This window comes from Pseudomonas sp. JAI120, assembly GCF_014207255.1.
GTDB lineage: Bacteria > Pseudomonadota > Gammaproteobacteria > Pseudomonadales > Pseudomonadaceae > Aquipseudomonas.
Genome location: NZ_JACHCZ010000003.1, coordinates 637,318 through 657,399, shown reverse-complemented (window position 1 = coordinate 657,399; position 20,082 = coordinate 637,318). Strand labels below are relative to the sequence as shown.

Below are 20,082 nucleotides of genomic sequence, written 5' to 3'. Positions count from 1 at the left end.
TCACTCCCGATGGTCGTGGGTCTGGGTGATACGGCCTTGTTCCACGTGGAACAAAGCGACTGGCGTTTCCGTCTGCCAGCCTTCCCTCAATAATTCGTGGTCTACACAGGTGATAAACACCTGGCAGCGTAATTCTTCCAACAAGCGGCATAACGCACGGCGATGTTGCTCGTCGAGTTCAGACGGCAAGTCATCCACCAGATAAATACACTGACCACGTCGGGCTTGGCTAACCAGATGACCCTGGGCGATACGCAGTGCACACACCACCAACTTCTGCTGGCCGCGGGACAAGATGTCCGCAGCATTGTGTGCGCCTAATCTAAGACGCAAATCAGCCCGTTGGGGTCCGGCCTGGGTATGGCCAATTTGCTGATCCCGCTGCAGGGACGTCGCGAGCACTGCACTCAGCTCACGTTCTTTATCCCAACCACGGTAGTAACTCAGCGTCAGCCCCTCGAGATCCAACAACTCGCTCAAGGTCTGCTCAAAGACTGGTTTCAAGGCTTTGATATAGGCGCGGCGGTATTCATCTATTTCGTCGCTGGCCAGGCACAATTCCCGGTCCCAGGCCGCTTGCGAAGCGGCGTCAAGTGTACCATGCCGCAGCCATGAGTTCCGCTGCCGCAGGGCCTTCTGCAGGCGCTGCCAAGTGGCCATGAATCGCGGTTCCACGTGGAACACTCCCCAGTCGAGGAACTGCCTGCGGATTTTTGGCGCGCCTTCCAGCAAGCGGAAGCTGTCAGGGTTGATCAGTTGCAATGGCAGGATCTCTGCCAGTTGCGCAGCACTGCGAGCATTCTGCCCGTCGATGCGAATTTGGAACTCACCGCCGCGATCACGAGAAATCCCCAGGCTGCTGTGCCCACCTTCTGCAAGTTCAACCTGGCCAAATACTGTGCAGGCCAGTTGTTCATACTGAATCACCGGCAACAAGCGGGCACTGCGAAAGGAACGGGCGAGTCCTAGCAGGTGGATGGCTTCCAGCACGCTGGTTTTGCCACTGCCGTTGGCGCCGTGAAGGATATTGATGCGGGGGGAGGGGGAGAAGGTCACCGGGTGCAAATTGCGCACCGCGGTGACCGAGACGCGACTAAGGGACATCTAGCTTCTGCTGAGCATGATTACAGACGCATCGGCATAACAACGTAAGCCGAGTCGTCATTATCGGATTCCTGCACCAGGGCGCTGCTGTTGGAGTCGGACAGGATCAGGCGAACCTGTTCGGTGGTCATCACACCCAGCACGTCCAGCAAGTAGCTCACGTTGAAGCCGATTTCCAAAGTGCCGCCGTTGTAATCAACGCCCACTTCCTCTTCCGCTTCTTCCTGCTCCGGGTTATTGGCCTGGATTTTCAACTGACCGTTGGCCAGTTGCAGACGAATACCACGGTACTTCTCGTTGGAGAGAATCGCAGTACGGCTGAACGCTTCACGCAGGGCCTGGCGATCACCGATCACCAACTTGTCGCCGCCTTTAGGCAGAACTCGCTCGTAATCCGGGAACTTGCCGTCAACCAGCTTGGAGGTGAAGGTGAACTCGCCGGTGGTCGCGCGGATATGGTGCTGACCCAGTACGATGCTGACATTGCCATCCGGCTCAGTGAGCAGGCGCGCCAGTTCGAGAATACCCTTACGCGGCACGATCACCTGATGACGATCAGGTTGACCGATATCGGCGCGCATCGAGCACATCGCCAGACGGTGGCCGTCGGTGGCCACGGCGCGGATGATGCCTTCCGACACTTCCAGCAGCATGCCGTTGAGGTAGTAACGCACGTCCTGCTGAGCCATGGCGAAGCTGGTACGCTCAATCAGACGGCGCAGTTTGCTTTGCTCCAGGCTGCAGGTCAGTGAGCCTGGGCCTTCTTCCACAGTCGGGAAATCATTGGCCGGCAAAGTAGACAGCGTGAAACGGCTGCGTCCCGCCTTGACCACCAACTTCTGCTCATCAACCTTAATGTCGATCAGCGCGTCGTTCGGCAGGCTTTTGCAGATGTCCATCAACTTGCGTGCAGGTACTGTGATCTCGCCAGGTTCAGCGGGTTCTTCCAGTTGCACGCGACCGACCAGCTCGACTTCCAGGTCGGTACCGGTCAGGGATAATTGCTGGCCTTCGACCACCAGCAATACGTTGGAGAGCACCGGCAAGGTCTGTCGGCGCTCGACGACGCCTGCGACCAGTTGCAGGGGTTTCAACAGGGCTTCGCGTTGAATGGTGAAATGCATGGTCTAGTCCCTTGCCTTAATAAGCTGCGCTGGTGTCATCAAGTAGTCAGTGTACGCAGCAGGTTCTTGTAGTCCTCGCGAATATCCGCGTCGGATTCCTTAAGCTCGTTGATCTTGCGGCACGCGTGCAAGACCGTGGTGTGGTCGCGGCCGCCAAACACATCACCGATTTCCGGCAGGCTATGGTTGGTCAACTCCTTGGAGAGTGCCATGGCCACCTGACGCGGACGAGCCACCGAGCGCGAACGGCGCTTGGACAACAGGTCGGAAATCTTGATCTTGTAGTACTCGGCCACGGTGCGCTGGATGTTATCCACACTCACCAGTTTGTCCTGCAATGCCAGCAAGTCCTTCAGGGATTCGCGAATCAGCTCGATGGTGATGTCGCGGCCCATGAAGTGAGAGTGCGCGATGACACGCTTGAGCGCACCTTCCAGCTCACGCACGTTGGAGCGAATGCGCTGGGCGATGAAAAACGCAGCGTCGTGGGGCAGATCGACTTTCGCCTGATCGGCCTTTTTCATCAGGATCGCAACGCGGGTTTCCAGCTCCGGCGGCTCTACCGCAACGGTAAGGCCCCAACCAAAGCGCGACTTCAAGCGTTCTTCCAGGCCTTCGATTTCCTTCGGGTAACGGTCACTGGTCAGGATGACCTGTTGGCCACCTTCGAGCAGGGCGTTGAACGTGTGGAAAAACTCTTCCTGGGAACGCTCCTTACGCGCGAAGAATTGAATGTCATCGATCAGCAATGCATCAACGGAGCGGTAGAACCGCTTGAACTCGTTGATCGCATTGAGCTGCAGGGCCTTGACCATGTCAGCCACGAAGCGCTCCGAGTGCAGGTATACAACCTTGGCATTCGGGTTCTTCTTTAATAGGTGGTTACCCACAGCGTGCATCAAGTGGGTCTTACCCAAGCCAACGCCGCCATAAAGGAAGAGCGGGTTGTAACCGTGCTTGGGGTTGTCTGCGACCTGCCAGGCGGCCGCGCGGGCCAGCTGGTTGGATTTACCTTCGACGAAGTTCTCAAAGGTGAACGTGCGGTTCAGGTAGCTGGTGTGCTTGAGCGCGCCTTCGACCTGTACCGTGCGCTGCTCGGCGCGGACCGGAGCCTGCTGGGAACTGGCGCCCGCCATCGGATCGAAGCTGTCGCGGGACGGCTCTTCATTTATAGGCGCGTTTTTCTGCGACGAGGATTTCGAAGGCGTCTGGGCAACCGGCGCTGGCGAGTTATTAACAGGCGCCGCGGCGACTTGAGCCTGCGAGGCACTCGCTGCGAGCGGAGCATTCGGTGCAGCACGAGGTGCCGAGCTGCGTTTGCTGCCTATCAATAAGGAGAGCACGGGCGCGAGGCCATTGCCGTGTTCATCGAGCAATTCGAGAACGCGGCTCAGGTACTTTTCGTTGACCCAGTCGAGAACAAAACGATTGGGCGCATAGACACGCAACTCGTCGCCTTCGGCTTCGACCTGTAGCGGGCGGATCCAGGTGTTGAATTGCTGGGCAGGCAGCTCATCGCGCAAAAGCTCAACGCACTGCTGCCAAAGTTCCACTGACACGGATATCCCCTAAGTTGAAAGCCGGTGAGGCAAAAACAGCCGCCATTGTAGCGGCCAGCAGCCCACTTATCCACATGTAGGTTGCTCACAGGCCAGCCAAAATCAATGCCTTAACTGCAAAAAATGCGACAGATGGTCTGTGCATAAGCTCTGTGGATAAGCGTGCCTGAGCTCGTTGTACAAGTGGGGGCGAAAGTCTGTGGGTAACTGGCCTGTGGATAACATGCCATTCCACACACAGCTTATCCGACAGCGCAGCACAGGCAGAGCACCGTTTCTCCCCCGTGTTGTCATTCTCTGTACATCACGTGGAATAAGGCCTCAAGGCAGTTATCCACAGAGGATGGCCTGCCTAGCTTTTATAAGCTTTACAGAAAAGCTTTAAATAACTTCCTTCTTTATTTTTATATCTATGGCATTGCTCATGGAAGCAGAACGGAAAGAAAAGGGCTGGAGGTCCGTAAAGATCTAATTGAAGGAAAAGCTGGTTGGAAATTGACCTAGAGGCTTGCTTTCTCTAGAATCGCCGGTCTCTTAAAACGGGGGCCATTCCGGCCCGTTGTGGACGAACCAGGTAACAACGCCATGAAACGTACTTTCCAACCAAGCACCATCAAACGCGCCCGTACCCACGGCTTCCGTGCTCGCATGGCTACCAAGAACGGCCGTGCTGTCCTGTCGCGTCGCCGCGCCAAAGGTCGTGCGCGTCTGGCAGTTTGATAATCCGGTACTGGTGGTGAGTCAGGACTTCAGTCGGGAAAAGCGTCTGCTAACCCCCCGGCACTTCAAGGCAGTCTTTGACTCCCCCACCGGCAAGGTTCCGGGGAAAAATCTCCTGCTCCTTGCGCGTAACAACGATCTTGATCACCCCCGTCTCGGGTTGGTGATCGGCAAGAAGAGCGTAAAGCTCTCCGTTGAGCGCAATCGCCTCAAGCGTCTGATGCGCGAATCGTTTCGCCTCCACCAGGACACTCTGGTTGGTTGGGATATTGTTATCGTCGCGCGCAAAGGCTTGGGGGATGTAGAAAACCCCGAATTGATTCAGCATTTCGGCAAGCTCTGGAAACGTCTGGCGCGTACCAACAAGCCAGCACCAGCAGTCAGCACCGAAACTGTAGGGGTAGACAGTACCGATGCGTAAACTGGCACTCGTTCCGATCCAGTTTTACCGCTATGCCATTAGTCCTCTGATGGCCAGCCACTGTCGTTTCTACCCCAGTTGTTCCTGCTACGCGTTAGAGGCCATAGAAAATCATGGTCTTCTGCGCGGTGGCTGGCTGACCTTTCGTCGTTTAGGTCGCTGTCATCCGTGGAATCCCGGTGGTTATGACCCGGTTCCACCTATCCCTACCTCCCGTTCTTCTTCGATGGCCGAGTAATCATGGATATTAAACGCACGATCCTGATCGTCGCCCTGGCAATCGTGTCCTACGTCATGGTCCTTAAGTGGAACCAGGACTATGGCCAAGCTGCCCTGCCGACTCAGAATGTTGCTGCCAATGCTGTTCCAGCGGGACTTCCCGATACAGTTAGTGGCACCAATACTGCCGCCAGTGATGACATTCCACGCGCAGCGGGCGAAACAAAAGCACCTGCCGAAGTTGCAGTTGCCACAAGCACCGACCTCATCCAGATCAAGACGGATGTATTGGACTTGGCTATCGACCCGCAAGGTGGCGATGTTGCCAAACTGACACTTCCGCTGTATCCGCGTCGTCAGGATCACCCGGAAATTCCATTCCAGTTGTTCGATAACGGTGGCGAACGTGTTTACCAGGCACAAAGTGGCCTGATCGGCACCAACGGTCCTGATGCGAGCGCAACCGGTCGTCCGATTTTCTCTTCGGAGAAGAAGAGCTACCAACTGGCAGATGGCCAAGACCAACTGGTCGTGGACTTGAAGTTCAGCAAGGACGGCGTCAACTACATCAAGCGTTTCACACTCAAGCGCGGGCTGTACGACATCGTTGTCACCTATTTGATCGACAACCAGAGCGCTCAGCCTTGGACCGGCGCAATGTTTGCGCAGCTCAAGCGTGACGCCAGCTCCGATCCATCGTCCAGCACTGCGACCGGTACCGCGACTTACCTGGGCGCAGCCCTGTGGACAAGTTCGGAGCCGTACAAAAAAGTATCCATGAAAGACATGGATAAGGTGGCCGAAGACAAAACCAAGGCACCGATCACCTATAACGTGAACGGTGGTTGGGTAGCCTGGCTGCAACACTACTTTGTGACCGCGTGGATTCCTCAGCCTGGCCAGAACAATGCAGTACTGGCGCGCAAGGACAGCAAAGGTAACTACATCATTGGCTACACCGGCCCGGCGTTGACTGTCGCTCCAGGTGCCAAGGCTGAAACCAGCGCAACCCTGTACGCCGGCCCGAAAAGCCAAGCGGTGTTGAAAGAGTTGTCCCCAGGTCTGGAACTGACTGTGGATTACGGCATCCTGTGGTTCATTGCCCAGCCGATTTTCTGGCTGCTGCAACATATCCACAGCATCGTCGGTAACTGGGGCTGGTCGATCATTTTCCTGACCATGCTGATCAAGGGGATCTTCTTCCCACTGTCGGCCGCCAGCTACAAGTCGATGGCGCGCATGCGTGCCGTGGCCCCTAAACTGGCCGCGCTGAAAGAACAACATGGCGATGACCGGCAGAAAATGTCGCAGGCCATGATGGAGCTGTACAAGAAAGAGAAGATCAACCCGCTGGGTGGATGCTTGCCGATTCTGGTGCAGATGCCGGTATTCCTGTCGCTTTACTGGGTACTCCTGGAAAGCGTGGAAATGCGTCAGGCACCGTTCATGCTGTGGATAACTGACCTGTCGATCAAAGACCCGTTCTTTATCCTGCCGATCATCATGGGCGCGACCATGTTTATCCAGCAGCGCCTGAACCCGACACCACCGGATCCGATGCAGGCCAAAGTGATGAAAATGATGCCAATCATCTTCACCTTCTTCTTCCTGTGGTTCCCAGCTGGTCTGGTTCTGTACTGGGTGGTCAACAACGTGTTGTCGATCTCTCAACAGTGGTACATCACACGTAAAATCGAAGCGGCTACCAAAAAAGCCGAGGCGTAATTTACTCTGTGGATAACCACTCAAGACGCCCCCTAGTGGGGCGTTTTGCTTTCCGTCATTTTTATTCTGGAACCTGCTGATGAGCGCTACTCGTGAAACCATCGCTGCTGTCGCTACCGCTCAGGGTCGCGGCGGCGTCGGTATCGTTCGTATTTCCGGACCGCTCGCCGGCATTGCCGCGAAGGCCATCAGCGGGAGAGAGTTAAAGCCGCGCTATGCCCATTACGGCCCGTTCCTAGGCTCTGATGAAGAAGTATTGGACGAAGGCCTGGCCCTGTATTTCCCGGGCCCCAACTCCTTCACGGGTGAAGACGTACTGGAATTGCAGGGGCATGGCGGCCCAATCGTTCTGGATATGTTGCTGCAGCGCTGCCTGCAATTGGGTTGCCGCCTGGCTCGTCCTGGAGAATTCAGTGAGCGGGCATTCCTTAACGACAAGCTCGACCTGGCACAGGCTGAAGCAATTGCCGACTTGATCGAGGCCAGTTCTGCACAGGCAGCACGCAACGCATTGCGCTCTTTGCAGGGCGCCTTTTCCCTGCGTGTGCATAACTTGACCGAACAGTTGATAAGCCTGCGCATCTACGTCGAGGCGGCGATTGATTTTCCTGAAGAGGAAATCGACTTCCTTGCCGATGGCCATGTATTGGCGATGCTGGATAAGGTCCGCGATGAATTATCCACAGTCCTGCGTGAAGCCGGGCAGGGCGCGTTGCTGCGCGACGGCATGACGGTGGTGATCGCTGGGCGCCCCAATGCCGGCAAATCCAGCCTGCTGAACGCCCTGGCGGGTCGAGAAGCTGCCATCGTCACCGAGATTGCCGGTACTACCCGGGACATTTTGCGCGAACATATCCACATTGATGGCATGCCGTTGCACGTGGTCGATACCGCGGGTTTACGCGACACCGACGACCAGGTGGAAAAGATCGGCGTCGAGCGTGCGCTCAAGGCTATCAGTGAGGCGGACCGTGTGTTGCTGGTGGTAGATGCCACGGCGCCGGAAGCTGTAGATCCATTCGCATTGTGGCCGGAATTCCTTGAGCAACGGCCAGACCCGTCCAAAGTCACCTTGATTCGGAATAAGGCTGACCTGACCGGTGAAGCCATAGCGATGGAAACCAGCGAGGATGGCCATGTCACCATCAGCCTGAGTGCGAAATCGGCCGGTGATGGACTGGAGTTGCTGCGCGACCACCTCAAGGCCTGCATGGGGTACGAGCAGACCTCGGAAAGCAGCTTCAGTGCACGTCGCAGGCATCTGGAGGCGCTGCGTCACGCAAGTGCAGCGTTGGAGCACGGTCGGGCTCAATTGACCTTGGCGGGGGCTGGTGAGCTGTTGGCTGAGGACTTGCGTCAGGCGCAGCAGCTGTTGGGAGAAATCACCGGCGCGTTCAGCTCGGATGATCTGCTGGGACGGATCTTCTCCAGCTTCTGTATCGGCAAGTAGGAGCTGGCTTGCCCGCGATGAAGGCCTGAAGAATATTTTGATTCTTCAGGCCTTCATCCTTCACCAGTTGTACGAAACAGTGCCAAGCAGTGTGCGACTGTCACCCCAATAGCAGCGGCCCGCGTCGTTGCAGCCAGAAACATACTCCTTGTCGAACAGATTCTTGGCGTTCACGTCCACTGACCAGTGCTTGTCGATCTGATAGCCCACGGCTGCGTCCACCAGAGTGACGCTCCCAGCATCCAGCTTTCCGTACAGGCTTGGCTGGGTGTAAGAAAACGTACTGTCGAAATAGCGCACACCGCCGCCCAGGGACAAACCCTTGAGTTGGCCATCGAGAAATCGGTACTTGCCCCACGCCGAGGCCTGGTTGCGCGGAACCCCCGTCATCTGATGCCCCTCAACCAGCGAGGTAGCCGAGTCCTTGGTAATACGAGCGTCAGTGTAGGTGTAGGCTGCGGTCACATTCAGGTTGGGCGTGATATTGCTGTTCACCTCGACCTCGGCACCTTTGGCCCGGCTTTCGCCCACCTGGCGGTAGCTGTTGGTGGTGGCGTCGAGGTAGGTGTCGTCTTCCTTGCGCAAGTCATACACCGACAGGGTCATCGCTGTATCCCAGCCGACCGGCTCGTACTTCACACCCACTTCGTACTGACTGCTGGTGATCGGCTTCAACGGTGAACCGGCGTTGGAGATCTGCTGTACAGGCACAAATGCGGTGGAGTAGCTGACGTACGGCGTCAGGCCGTTGTCGAACTGGTACATCACCCCGCCCTGGTAGGTAAACTTGCGGTCTTCGGAGCCGGTGTTGCTGGCTTTGTTGACCTTGTCGCGGAAATCACTGTCGACCCAGTCCTGGCGGCCGCCCAGCAGGAACAACCAGTGGTCATACTTGCTCTGGATTTGTGCATAAACACCTTTCATCTGCTGCTCGAGCAAGGTGTTTTGCACGGCCACCGGGGTAAGCGGTTCACGCAGGTACACGGGGTTATACACATTGATGGTGCCGGCGAAGCCTGCGTCCCAATCCTGGTTGAACGAGGTTCGGTCATAACTGGCGCCGAACAGCACCGTATTTTCCAGGCCCCCGACCTGGAATTTTCCTTCCAACTGGTTATCCAGGGAGTAGACCATCGACTTGTTGTAGCGGTCGTAGGCCGTCATGTTCAGTTGGGTGCCGAAACCGCCATTGTTCAATGTGCTCGGCCAGGTTTCGTGACGGTTGATGCGCGATTGCATGTACCGCGAGTTCTGTCGGAACTGCCACTCATCATTGAAGCTGTGGCTGAATTCGTATCCGCTGCTCCAGGCTTCACGTTCGAACGTATTCCAGTCTGGGTCGCCGAGCATGGTGTGCTTGGACAGCTTTCCGTTTGGATTTGTAAGCAAGGTCCCCGCAGCGGGTAGGCCAAGTTCGAGATTGGTGTGGTCCTTTTGGTAATTGGCCAACAGAGTGAGCGTGTTGAAATCGTCGAAATTCAGGGTCAGTGAAGGCGCGATATACAGGCGATCATCAGGAACATGGTCAGTCTGCGTGTCAGACTTGCGGCCAAGCATCACAACCCGGCCAAGGATATTGCCGCTGTCGTTTAGTGGACCAGAGATATCCACACCCAACTGACGCCGATTATTCGAGCCATAACCGAGCTGCACTTCACCTTGCGGCGTGGCAGTCGGATGTTTGCTCACCAAGTTCACTAAACCGCCAGGCGCGTTTTCACCGTACAGCAGGGAAGAAGGCCCACGAAAGATTTCGACCCGCTCCAGGCCATAGGGCTCACTGGTGGTGTCGTACCGATTGCCTTGTACGCGCAGGCCATCTCGCAGCAGGCCGTAGCCGTAATCCGTGGCATTGAAACCGCGGATGAAGAACAAGTCCCCCGCAAGACCGTCGCCAGCAGCAAAGGGCGGCGCGAAGATACCTGGCACGTAACCCAATACTTCAGTCAGGGTCTGCGACTTCTGGTCTTTGATGCGCTGGCCGGTGACGACCGATACCGAACGCGGTGTTTCCGACAGAGGCGTGCTGGTCTTGGTACCGATACGGCTGTTTTGCGCTTTGTAGCCCACATCCCCGGCAATCTCTTGATTGAACCCCGCCTGTTGATAAGTGCTGACTGTGGTGGGCGCGAGCGTGAGTTGCCCTGTAGGAATGGCCTGCAGCACATAGCTGCCAGGCGCCTGGACTACAGCTTGTAACCCTGAGTTCTGCAGCAACAGTGCAAAACCTTGCTCAACCGAATAGTCACCTTCCAGCCCGGTTGTGTTCAAGCGCGCGGTTTGGTGGGGCGAGAAAGACAGAATCACATTCGCCCTGGCGGCAAATTGACTCAAGGCATTGTCCAGGGGGCCGGCCGCAATGACGTAATGCTGCACCGCGCTGGCGGCCATGGCGTCACTGGATAGCAAAACACCGGCTGTGGCTGCCGTGCCGAGCAGCAGGCTGCACGTCATACCGTGGTAGGAAAGTCGCTGGCGGAGCTTGGTGCGAAGGCGCATAGGTGGATAAGCCCTGAAGGTGGCGTCGTAATTACCTTTAGGGCCGTATCAGGTAAAAAAAAGATAACCCTTTGTGAGGATATTTTTTTGCTATCAGGAGATTCGCTTCACCGAAACCCAATAGCGAGTGAAGTATTTCACCTGAATAGGCAAGGTTGCCTGCAGATTCGCCAGTACCGCATCGGTGGAGTCCAGGCGGAAGGTTCCGGAAACACGTAGACGTGCACAAGCCAAGTCGCATTTCAGGACACCGGGACGGTAGCGGGCGAGGTCTTCGATCACATCCCCGAGGCGAGCATCCAATACGATCAGCTGGCCATCGACCCAGGCTGCCTGGGACCCGCTATACGTGTGGTCAAGCCCCACGTTTTGACGATCAAAGTCAGCGCTTTCACCGGCACCGAGCAGTCGAGCATGGCCGGGCTGGTCACCAGGGGACACACTTACGCGATCCTCCAGAACACCGACACGTGTGGAATCCGGCAACTGGCGCACTGTAAACCGTGTACCCAGTGCCTGGACTCTGCCTTGGCGGGTTTCGACATAAAAGGGCGTCTGCCCGCCCAACTTCCCGGTGTGGATAAGTACTTCGCCTTCACGCAGCCGGATCAAACGTTGGTGCCCATCGAATATCACGTCAATCGCCGTGCTGGTATTCAGATCAATCCGTGTGCCGTCAGCCAATACGACGCGCCGGCGCTCACCCACAGATGTCCGGTAGTCGGCCCATACATTTCCCAGGGAGGTATGTTGCTGAACATTCCACCCCAGGCACCCGGTACCGCCCATTACCAACATCCACTTCAACACCTGACGACGTTGTTGCGTGGTCGACAATGCCCGGCGGGTGAAATCCTGGGGCAGGGCGCCGAGACTGCGCTGCAATTGCTCCATCTGGTTCCATGCCGCCTGATGGGACGGATCGCCGTTGAGCCACTGTTGCCAGGCAAGGCGTTCAGCAGCCGTAGGCGTTTGGGATTGAAACTGTACATACCAATTAGCAGCGGCCTCGAAGGTCTTGCGATCGGGGGCGGCCATTACAGGCTGGCCACGATCAGCGAGCATTCAGTCAATGCGCGGATCATGTGCTTCTTCACCGTGGTCAGCGACACCTGCAGTTGATCGGCGATCTGTTGATAAGTCAGCCCCTCGATCTGCGACAACAGGAAGATCCGTCGCGCTCGCTCGCCGAGTCCGGACAGGGCTTTATCCACAGCCACCAGCGTCTCGATAATGATGGCCTTGTCTTCTTCACTGATGGCCGTGGTTTCAGGCCGTTCGGCCAAGGTTTGCTTGTAGGCCTGCTCGATGCCATGCCGGCGATAACGATCAATCACCAGGCCCCTGGCGATGGTCGCCAGGTAGTCACGCGGTTCAACAATCTGCGCCGCATGCCGCCCACCCAAAATGCGCACGAACGTATCGTGCGCCACATCGGCTGCATCGCAGGCGTTATGCAACTTACCTTTGAGCCACCCGTGCAACCAGGAATGGTGCTGCTCGTAGATGTTCTGAACCGCAGCCGTGTGTGAAGAAGGGGACATAGGCATGACAAGGTAGGTTAATGATAATCGCTATTATTAACTGCCTCGCTGTTTTCTCACAATAGATCTCTTTTTTGACGTGCTTCCCCCCAATAGAAAGATTCGGTGGGCTTCATCGTGGGCGAAATTCACACCATTGCACGGAGTTCTGTGGATTAAGCCCTGTGAATAACCGCCCCTGTGCCCAGTTGATAAGAGGGCTTGAAACCTGAGTAAAAACCCCTCTGTGGATAACAGCCTGTTTAATCCACAGGCTTAAAGCACTTATCCAAGGGCCTCATTGGCACATGACCACAGACTTTTGAATCGCTGTACACATTGTAAATAAAGGCCTGTAGAGATCTATCCACAGAAAACGTGCTCAGTAGAAATAAACATAAAAACAAAGATTTAATAACTTTCTCTCTTTTAATTTTTATTGTCTGTGATTCATCCACAGCTGGTTAAATTTTGTGCAAAGGGTTCTTTAGGAAGGGCGAAGTCCCTATACTTGCCGCCAAAGCTCCAAAACCCTTTCAACAAACAACTCCTGATTACCTACATAAGCAGGCACGAGGTGCGTGGTGGATTTCCCTTCCCGTTTTGAAGTGATCGTCATCGGCGGCGGTCATGCCGGTACCGAGGCAGCACTGGCGTCAGCACGCATGGGCGTAAAAACCCTGTTGTTGACGCATAACGTGGAAACCCTCGGTGCCATGAGTTGCAACCCTGCCATTGGTGGGATCGGCAAAAGCCATCTGGTCAAGGAAATCGATGCCCTTGGTGGCGTGATGGCCGAGGCCACCGACAAGGGTGGTATTCAATTTCGTGTGCTCAACAGCCGCAAAGGCCCGGCCGTGCGTGCCACTCGAGCCCAGGCAGACCGCATCCTGTACAAGGCCGCGGTCCGCGAAACCCTGGAAAACCAGCCCAACCTGTGGATATTTCAGCAAGCCGCCGATGACTTGATCGTCGAACAGGACGTGGTTCGCGGTGTTGTCACCCAAATGGGCCTGCGTTTCTTCGCAGAATCCGTGGTGTTGACCACCGGTACGTTCCTCGGCGGACTTATCCACATCGGTATGCAGAACTATTCGGGTGGCCGCGCCGGTGATCCGCCGTCGATTGCCCTGGCAAAACGCCTGCGCGAATTGCCGCTGCGCGTCGGTCGGCTGAAAACCGGGACCCCGCCGCGTATTGACGGACGTTCCGTGGATTTTTCGGTGATGACCGAACAAGCCGGCGACACACCGATTCCGGTGATGTCGTTCATGGGTTCCAAAGAGCAACACCCCAAACAGGTGAGCTGCTGGATTACCCACACCAACGCCCGAACTCACGAAATCATTGCCGCGAACCTCGACCGTTCGCCGATGTACTCCGGGGTGATCGAAGGGATTGGCCCGCGTTACTGCCCGTCGATCGAAGACAAGATCCACCGCTTTGCCGACAAGGAAAGCCACCAGGTCTTCATCGAGCCTGAAGGGCTGACCACCCACGAGTTGTACCCAAACGGGATTTCCACTTCCCTGCCGTTCGATGTGCAAATCCAGATCGTGCAATCGATTCGCGGCATGGAAAACGCACACATCGTGCGACCGGGCTACGCCATCGAATACGACTACTTCGACCCGCGTGACCTGAAGTACAGCCTTGAAACCAAAGTGATCGGCGGTCTGTTCTTCGCTGGCCAAATCAACGGCACCACCGGTTACGAAGAAGCCGGCGCCCAAGGTTTGCTGGCCGGGACCAACGCCGCATTGCGTGCACAGGGCAAAGACAGCTGGTGCCCGCGTCGCGATGAAGCGTATATCGGCGTGTTGGTCGATGACCTGATTACCCTGGGAACCCAGGAACCGTATCGGATGTTTACTTCCCGAGCGGAATATCGCCTGATCCTGCGCGAAGACAACGCCGACCTGCGCCTGACCGAAAAAGGTCGTGAACTGGGCCTGGTCGACGATGCCCGTTGGGCCGCCTTCTGCAAAAAACGCGAAAGCATCGAGCTCGAAGAGCAACGCCTGAAAAGTACTTGGGTTCGCCCGGGCACCCAGCAGGGCGACGCGATTGCGGAAAAATTCGGCACGCCGCTGACCCACGAGTACAACCTGCTGAACCTGCTGTCCCGCCCGGAGATCGATTACGCGGGTCTGGTCGAAGTGACCGGCGGCGGCGCAGATGATCCACAGGTTGCCGAGCAGGTCGAAATCAAAACCAAGTATGCCGGTTACATTGACCGCCAGCAGGACGAGATCGCTCGTCTGCGCGCCAGTGAAGACACCAAGCTGCCTGTGGATATCGACTACACCGGCATTTCCGGATTGTCGAAAGAAATCCAAAGCAAGCTGGGGATAACTCGCCCCGAAACGCTCGGCCAGGCTTCACGTATCCCCGGCGTCACCCCGGCAGCCATTTCGCTGTTGATGATTCACTTGAAAAAACGCGGCGCGGGCCGTCAGTTGGAGCAAAGCGCTTGAGTTCGTTGGTCACCTCGCAACACGCCGAAGAGTTATCCACAGGTGCGCGCCAGTTGGGCGTGGACTTGACCGAAGCCCAGCACGATTTGCTGTTGGGTTACCTGGCCCTGTTGATCAAGTGGAACAAGGCTTACAACCTGACGGCCGTGCGTGATCCCGACGAAATGGTTTCCCGTCACTTGCTCGACAGCCTGAGCGTGATGCCATTTATCGAAAACGGTCGTTGGCTTGACGTGGGCAGTGGTGGCGGTATGCCTGGCATTCCACTGGCTATCCTGTTTCCCGAGTCGCAGGTGACCTGCCTGGACAGCAACGGCAAGAAAACTCGTTTCCTGACCCAGGTCAAACTCGAGCTCAAGCTGGATAACCTGCAAGTTATCCACAGTCGCGTCGAAGCCTTCACGCCTGAACTGCCCTTCAACGGAATTGTTTCCCGGGCGTTCAGCAGCATGGAGAACTTCAGCAACTGGACCCGTCACCTGGGCGACCGTGACACCCGCTGGCTGGCAATGAAGGGCGTCCATCCAAGCGATGAGCTGTTAGCATTGCCGGCAGACTTCCACCTCGATAGCGAACACGCCTTGGCCGTACCCGGTTGCCAAGGCCAACGCCATCTGCTGATACTGCGCCGCACGGCATGATTGGGAACACAAGCAAGAATGGCTAAGGTATTCGCGATAGCGAACCAGAAAGGTGGCGTGGGCAAAACCACCACCTGCATCAACCTCGCAGCATCTCTGGTCGCCACCAAGCGCCGGGTGCTGTTGATCGATCTCGATCCACAGGGCAACGCCACCATGGGTAGCGGTGTGGATAAACACGGCTTGGAAAACTCGGTCTACGACTTGCTGATTGGCGAATGCGACCTGGCCCAGGCCATGCACTACTCCGAGCATGGCGGTTATCAACTGCTGCCGGCCAACCGCGATTTGACAGCGGCGGAAGTGGTGCTGCTGGAAATGCAGATGAAGGAGAGCCGTCTGCGCAGCGCTTTGGCACCGATCCGCGAGAACTACGACTACATTTTGATCGACTGCCCACCGTCGCTGTCGATGCTCACACTTAACGCACTGGTGGCGGCCGATGGGGTGATCATTCCCATGCAGTGCGAGTACTACGCGCTGGAAGGGTTGAGCGACCTTGTGGATAACATCAAGCGTATCGCCGAGTTGCTCAACCCGAACCTGCAGATCGAAGGCCTGCTGCGCACCATGTTCGACCCGCGGCTGAGCCTGATGAACGATGTCTCGGCCCAGCTCAAGGAACACTTTGGCGAGCAGCTGTACGACACCGTGATCCCACGTAACATCCGCTTGGCCGAAGCGCCGAGCTATGGCATGCCGGCGTTGGCGTACGACAAGACTTCGCGTGGTGCCATTGCCTACCTGGCATTGGCCGGCGAGATGGTTCGTCGTCAACGCCGCAACTCACGCACCGCTGCAGCCCAGCCAACTTAAGGAATCCCCATGGCCGTCAAGAAACGAGGTCTCGGACGTGGACTGGATGCACTGTTGAGTGGTCCGACCGTCACATCGCTTGAAGAACAGGCGGTGCAGGCTGACGAACGTGAGCTGCAGCACCTGCCCCTGGACCTGATCCAGCGCGGCAAATATCAGCCACGCCGGGACATGGATCCCCAGGCGCTGGAGGAGCTGGCCAATTCGATCAAGGCTCAGGGTGTGATGCAGCCGATTGTGGTTCGCCCGATCGGCGGCGGCCGCTTTGAAATCATCGCCGGTGAACGCCGCTGGCGCGCCAGCCAGCAGGCCGGCAAGGACACCATCCCGGCGATGGTGCGCGATGTAACGGATGAAACCGCCATCGCCATGGCGTTGATCGAGAACATCCAGCGTGAAGACCTCAACCCGATCGAAGAAGCGATCGCCCTGCAGCGTTTGCAGCAGGAGTTCCAGCTGACCCAGCAACAGGTCGCCGAGGCCGTGGGTAAATCCCGTGTCACCGTGTCCAACTTGCTGCGCCTGATCGCGCTGCCGGAGGTCATCAAGACCATGTTGTCCCATGGCGACCTCGAGATGGGTCACGCCCGTGCTTTGCTCGGTTTACCGGAAAGTCAACAGGTTGAAGGGGCGCGACACGTTGTCGCACGAGGGCTCACCGTTCGTCAGACCGAGGCCCTGGTTCGCCAGTGGCTCAGCGGCAAACCTGCACCGGTCGAAGCGGCCAAACCTGATCCGGATATTGCGCGCCTGGAGCAGCGCCTGGCCGAGCGCCTGGGCTCTGCGGTACAAATTCGCCACGGCAAGAAAGGCAAAGGACAATTGGTCATCGGATATAACTCCCTTGATGAGCTTCAGGGCGTCCTTGCCCACATCCGCTGAAACATTTGCTTATGTAGCGCGTGATCGGAAATCACTACCCGGCAGTTGAATAGGGGCAGAACCGCCCCTATACTCTGCGCGCATTTTGTCGGCACAAATTATGCCAAGTTATTGATTTCCGGCAGCCGACTATTGAGGAGCAAGAGTGATGGAAACCCGCACGCCAAACACGTCGCCCTTCCATCGCTTGGCTGTTTTTCCGGTTTTATTGGCTCAATTTGTCATTTTGCTGATCGCCGCATTGGCGCTTTGGTACTGGCATGGAGTCGTAGCCGGATATTCAGGACTTTGCGGAGGCCTGATAGCCTTGCTGCCCAATATGTATTTTGCTCACAGGGCCTTTCGGTTTTCCGGCGCCCGAGCAGCCCAGGCTATCGTCCGGTCTTTTTATGCCGGCGAGGCGGGGAAACTGATTTTGACGGCAGTGCTGTTTGCACTGACCTTTGCAGGTGTGAAGCCATTGGCGCCGCTGGCTGTATTCGGCGTCTTCGTGTTGACCCAACTGGTCAGCTGGTTCGCTCCCCTGCTAATGAAAACAAGACTTTCGAAACCTTAGGGCGTTTGAGGCAACCATGGCAGAAACAACCGCTTCGGGCTATATCCAGCACCACTTGCAGAACCTGACCTTCGGTCAGCTTCCCAACGGCGGCTGGGGCTTTGCCCACTCCGCAGCAGAGGCCAAAGAAATGGGCTTCTGGGCTTTCCACCTGGATACTCTGGGCTGGTCGGTCGCTTTGGGTCTGATCTTCGTCCTGATTTTCCGCATGGCGGCAAAGAAGGCAACTTCCGGTCAGCCAGGTGCTTTGCAGAACTTCGTTGAAGTATTGGTCGAATTCGTCGATGGCAGCGTGAAAGACAGCTTCCATGGCCGTAGCCCGGTGATTGCACCGCTGGCACTGACCATCTTCGTCTGGGTGTTCCTGATGAACGCCGTCGACCTGATCCCGGTTGACTGGATTCCTCAGCTGGCCATGGCGATTTCCGGCGATCCGCACATTCCATTCCGTGCCGTATCGACCACTGACCCGAACGCTACCCTGGGCATGGCCCTGTCGGTATTTGCGTTGATCATTTTCTACAGCATCAAGATCAAGGGCATCGGCGGCTTCATCGGCGAACTGACCCTGCACCCGTTCGGCAGCAAGAACATCTTCGTTCAAGCCCTGCTGATCCCGGTGAACTTCCTGCTGGAATTCGTCACCCTGATCGCCAAGCCGATCTCCCTGGCCCTGCGACTGTTCGGCAACATGTATGCCGGCGAGCTGGTGTTCATTCTGATCGCTGTGATGTTCGGCAGCGGCCTGCTCTGGCTTAGCGGCCTGGGCATTGTTCTGCAGTGGGCGTGGGCTGTGTTCCACATCCTGATCATCACCCTGCAGGCCTTCATCTTCATGATGCTGACCATCGTCTACCTGTCGATGGCGCACGAAGAGAACCATTAAGACCAGTCTCGACTAGTCTGATGTCCTTCCCGGTGAAACGGGAAGGTGGCCCACCAGGGCTATGAAACGATTTGTTTTACCGCTTTAAAATCTAAAAAACCTAAACCATACGACGTAAAAGTCGGGAGGAAAGATGGAAACTGTAGTTGGTCTAACCGCTATCGCTGTTGCACTGTTGATCGGCCTGGGCGCCCTGGGTACTGCCATTGGTTTCGGCCTGCTGGGCGGCAAGTTCCTGGAAGGCGCAGCGCGTCAGCCAGAAATGGTTCCAATGCTGCAAGTTAAAATGTTCATCGTTGCCGGCCTGCTCGACGCCGTGACCATGATCGGCGTTGGTATCGCTCTGTTCTTCACCTTCGCGAACCCCTTCGTTGGTCAACTCGCCGGTTAATCACTCGTTTCTCGAGTGATTGGTGTGTTGTGCAACGAATGAGCGAGGTATTGGCGTGAACATTAATGCAACCATTATTGGTCAGTCCTTAGCGTTCTTGATTTTTGTCGTTTTCTGCATGAAGTTCGTATGGCCTCCGGTCATCGCGGCTTTGCACGAACGTCAAAAGAAGATCGCGGATGGACTGGACGCTGCCGCACGAGCAGCTCGCGACCTGGAGTTGGCCCAAGATAAAGCGGGTCAGCAACTGCGCGAAGCGAAAGCTCAAGCAGCCGAAATCATTGAGCAAGCCAAGAAACGCGGTAACCAGATCGTTGAAGAGGCTGTTGAAAAAGCCCGTATCGACGCTGACCGTGTGAAGGTTCAGGCTCAAGCCGAGATCGAGCAGGAACTGAACGGTGTCAAAGATGCGCTGCGTGCCCAATTGGGTGCTCTGGCCGTCGGCGGTGCTGAGAAGATCCTGGGTGCCACAATTGATCAAAACGCGCACGCGGAGCTGGTTAACAAACTGGCTGCTGAAATTTAAGCGAGGGCGATCATGGCAGAATTGACCACGTTGGCCCGACCTTACGCTAAGGCAGCCTTCGAGCACGCCCAGGCCCACCAGCAGCTGGCCTCTTGGTCAGCCATGCTCGGCCTGGCTGCAGCAGTGTCGCAAGACGACACCATGCAGCGCGTGCTCAAGGCCCCGCGACTGACGAGCGCAGACAAGGCCGCCACTTTTATTGAAGTGTGCGGCGACAAGTTTGATGTGAAAGTGCAGAACTTCATCAACGTCATCGCCGAAAACGACCGTCTCCTGCTTTTGCCGGAGATTGCCGCTCTGTTCGACCTGTACAAGGCCGAGCAAGAGAAATCGGTAGACGTTGAAGTGACCAGTGCTTTTGCATTGAACCAAGAACAGCAAGACAAACTCGCCAAGGTTCTCAGTGCACGACTCGACCGGGAAGTGCGCCTGCAAGTTGCGGAAGACCCATCCCTCATTGGGGGTGTTGTCATTCGCGCCGGCGACCTGGTTATCGATGGCTCGATTCGCGGCAAACTCGCGAATCTTGCCGAAGCATTGAAATCTTGAGTTTGAAGGGGCAG

General features: G+C 56.6%; 20 protein-coding genes. 14 read left to right on the top strand and 6 right to left on the bottom strand.

What is annotated here, in order from left to right; all coding sequences use genetic code 11:
• From recF to dnaA, 3 genes are read right to left on the bottom strand one after another with little or no spacing between them, the layout of a single operon-like run.
• Entirely contained in the window at positions 1-1,104 is a 1,104-nt protein-coding gene (recF, locus tag HDC32_RS20520; protein WP_012721452.1) for a DNA replication/repair protein RecF, read from the bottom strand.
• Between the two features lie 20 nt (positions 1,105-1,124).
• Positions 1,125-2,228, bottom strand: coding sequence for a DNA polymerase III subunit beta (dnaN, locus tag HDC32_RS20515; protein ID WP_065926810.1), 1,104 nt, complete (start codon positions 2,226-2,228; stop codon positions 1,125-1,127).
• Positions 2,229-2,266: 38 nt separating this feature from the next.
• Complete coding sequence (gene dnaA / locus HDC32_RS20510; RefSeq protein WP_131699627.1) at positions 2,267-3,787, bottom strand: chromosomal replication initiator protein DnaA; 1,521 nt, start codon at positions 3,785-3,787, stop codon at positions 2,267-2,269.
• Between the two features lie 585 nt (positions 3,788-4,372).
• On the opposite strand from dnaA, the gene rpmH reads away from it, so the two are divergent.
• The 5 genes from rpmH to mnmE all read left to right on the top strand — a co-directional run bounded on the left by rpmH (position 4,373) and on the right by mnmE (position 8,322).
• Positions 4,373-4,507 (top strand): 50S ribosomal protein L34, encoded by a 135-nt coding sequence (gene rpmH, locus HDC32_RS20505; protein ID WP_003213577.1) that lies wholly within the window; start codon positions 4,373-4,375, stop codon positions 4,505-4,507.
• A gap of 16 nt (positions 4,508-4,523) precedes the next feature.
• Positions 4,524-4,928, top strand: coding sequence for a ribonuclease P protein component (rnpA, locus tag HDC32_RS20500; protein WP_053128141.1), 405 nt, complete (start codon positions 4,524-4,526; stop codon positions 4,926-4,928).
• On the top strand, positions 4,921-5,166 hold the full coding sequence (yidD, locus tag HDC32_RS20495; protein ID WP_010207715.1) for a membrane protein insertion efficiency factor YidD: 246 nt from the start codon (positions 4,921-4,923) through the stop codon (positions 5,164-5,166). Before rnpA ends, yidD begins: the two co-directional genes overlap by 8 nt.
• Positions 5,167-5,168: 2 nt before the next feature.
• A complete protein-coding gene (gene yidC, locus HDC32_RS20490; protein ID WP_131699628.1) occupies positions 5,169-6,872 on the top strand; it encodes a membrane protein insertase YidC in 1,704 nt (567 codons plus the stop codon).
• 79 nt (positions 6,873-6,951) lie between these two features.
• Complete coding sequence (gene mnmE / locus HDC32_RS20485) at positions 6,952-8,322, top strand: tRNA uridine-5-carboxymethylaminomethyl(34) synthesis GTPase MnmE (protein ID WP_131699629.1); 1,371 nt, start codon at positions 6,952-6,954, stop codon at positions 8,320-8,322.
• Positions 8,323-8,382: 60 nt separating this feature from the next.
• Here mnmE and HDC32_RS20480 read toward each other — a convergent pair whose 3' ends face one another.
• From HDC32_RS20480 to HDC32_RS20470, 3 genes are all read right to left on the bottom strand, one after another.
• The gene (locus HDC32_RS20480) at positions 8,383-10,821 is read right to left on the bottom strand and encodes a TonB-dependent siderophore receptor (protein WP_184745267.1); all 2,439 of its coding nucleotides are present in this window, start codon (positions 10,819-10,821) and stop codon (positions 8,383-8,385) included.
• A 93-nt stretch (positions 10,822-10,914) separates the two neighbouring features.
• Positions 10,915-11,859 (bottom strand): FecR domain-containing protein, encoded by a 945-nt coding sequence (locus tag HDC32_RS20475; protein WP_145338377.1) that lies wholly within the window; start codon positions 11,857-11,859, stop codon positions 10,915-10,917.
• A complete protein-coding gene (locus HDC32_RS20470) occupies positions 11,859-12,365 on the bottom strand; it encodes a sigma-70 family RNA polymerase sigma factor (protein ID WP_145338378.1) in 507 nt (168 codons plus the stop codon). Before HDC32_RS20470 ends, HDC32_RS20475 begins: the two co-directional genes overlap by 1 nt.
• Positions 12,366-12,928: 563 nt before the next feature.
• On the opposite strand from HDC32_RS20470, the gene mnmG reads away from it, so the two are divergent.
• The 9 genes from mnmG to HDC32_RS20425 all read left to right on the top strand — a co-directional run bounded on the left by mnmG (position 12,929) and on the right by HDC32_RS20425 (position 20,068).
• Positions 12,929-14,821, top strand: a complete 1,893-nt coding sequence (gene mnmG / locus HDC32_RS20465) for a tRNA uridine-5-carboxymethylaminomethyl(34) synthesis enzyme MnmG (RefSeq protein ID WP_131699632.1) — start codon at positions 12,929-12,931, stop codon at positions 14,819-14,821.
• A complete protein-coding gene (gene rsmG, locus HDC32_RS20460) occupies positions 14,818-15,462 on the top strand; it encodes a 16S rRNA (guanine(527)-N(7))-methyltransferase RsmG (RefSeq protein ID WP_065926803.1) in 645 nt (214 codons plus the stop codon). Before mnmG ends, rsmG begins: the two co-directional genes overlap by 4 nt.
• A gap of 18 nt (positions 15,463-15,480) precedes the next feature.
• Positions 15,481-16,278 carry a ParA family protein gene (locus HDC32_RS20455; RefSeq protein ID WP_015886651.1) on the top strand — a complete coding sequence of 266 codons (798 nt, stop codon included), beginning with the start codon at positions 15,481-15,483 and terminating at the stop codon, positions 16,276-16,278.
• A gap of 9 nt (positions 16,279-16,287) precedes the next feature.
• Positions 16,288-17,160: a ParB/RepB/Spo0J family partition protein gene (locus HDC32_RS20450; protein ID WP_184745265.1), complete on the top strand. Its 873-nt coding sequence runs from the start codon at positions 16,288-16,290 to the stop codon at positions 17,158-17,160.
• A 148-nt stretch (positions 17,161-17,308) separates the two neighbouring features.
• Positions 17,309-17,716, top strand: coding sequence for a F0F1 ATP synthase subunit I (locus HDC32_RS20445; protein WP_131699634.1), 408 nt, complete (start codon positions 17,309-17,311; stop codon positions 17,714-17,716).
• Positions 17,717-17,732: 16 nt separating this feature from the next.
• Positions 17,733-18,602: a F0F1 ATP synthase subunit A gene (gene atpB, locus HDC32_RS20440; protein WP_017736231.1), complete on the top strand. Its 870-nt coding sequence runs from the start codon at positions 17,733-17,735 to the stop codon at positions 18,600-18,602.
• A 133-nt stretch (positions 18,603-18,735) separates the two neighbouring features.
• A complete protein-coding gene (gene atpE, locus HDC32_RS20435) occupies positions 18,736-18,993 on the top strand; it encodes a F0F1 ATP synthase subunit C (protein ID WP_002555987.1) in 258 nt (85 codons plus the stop codon).
• Positions 18,994-19,048: 55 nt separating this feature from the next.
• Positions 19,049-19,519: a F0F1 ATP synthase subunit B gene (locus HDC32_RS20430; RefSeq protein ID WP_008439543.1), complete on the top strand. Its 471-nt coding sequence runs from the start codon at positions 19,049-19,051 to the stop codon at positions 19,517-19,519.
• Between the two features lie 12 nt (positions 19,520-19,531).
• Positions 19,532-20,068 carry a F0F1 ATP synthase subunit delta gene (locus HDC32_RS20425; RefSeq protein WP_053127454.1) on the top strand — a complete coding sequence of 179 codons (537 nt, stop codon included), beginning with the start codon at positions 19,532-19,534 and terminating at the stop codon, positions 20,066-20,068.
• Positions 20,069-20,082: the final 14 nt, after the last annotated feature.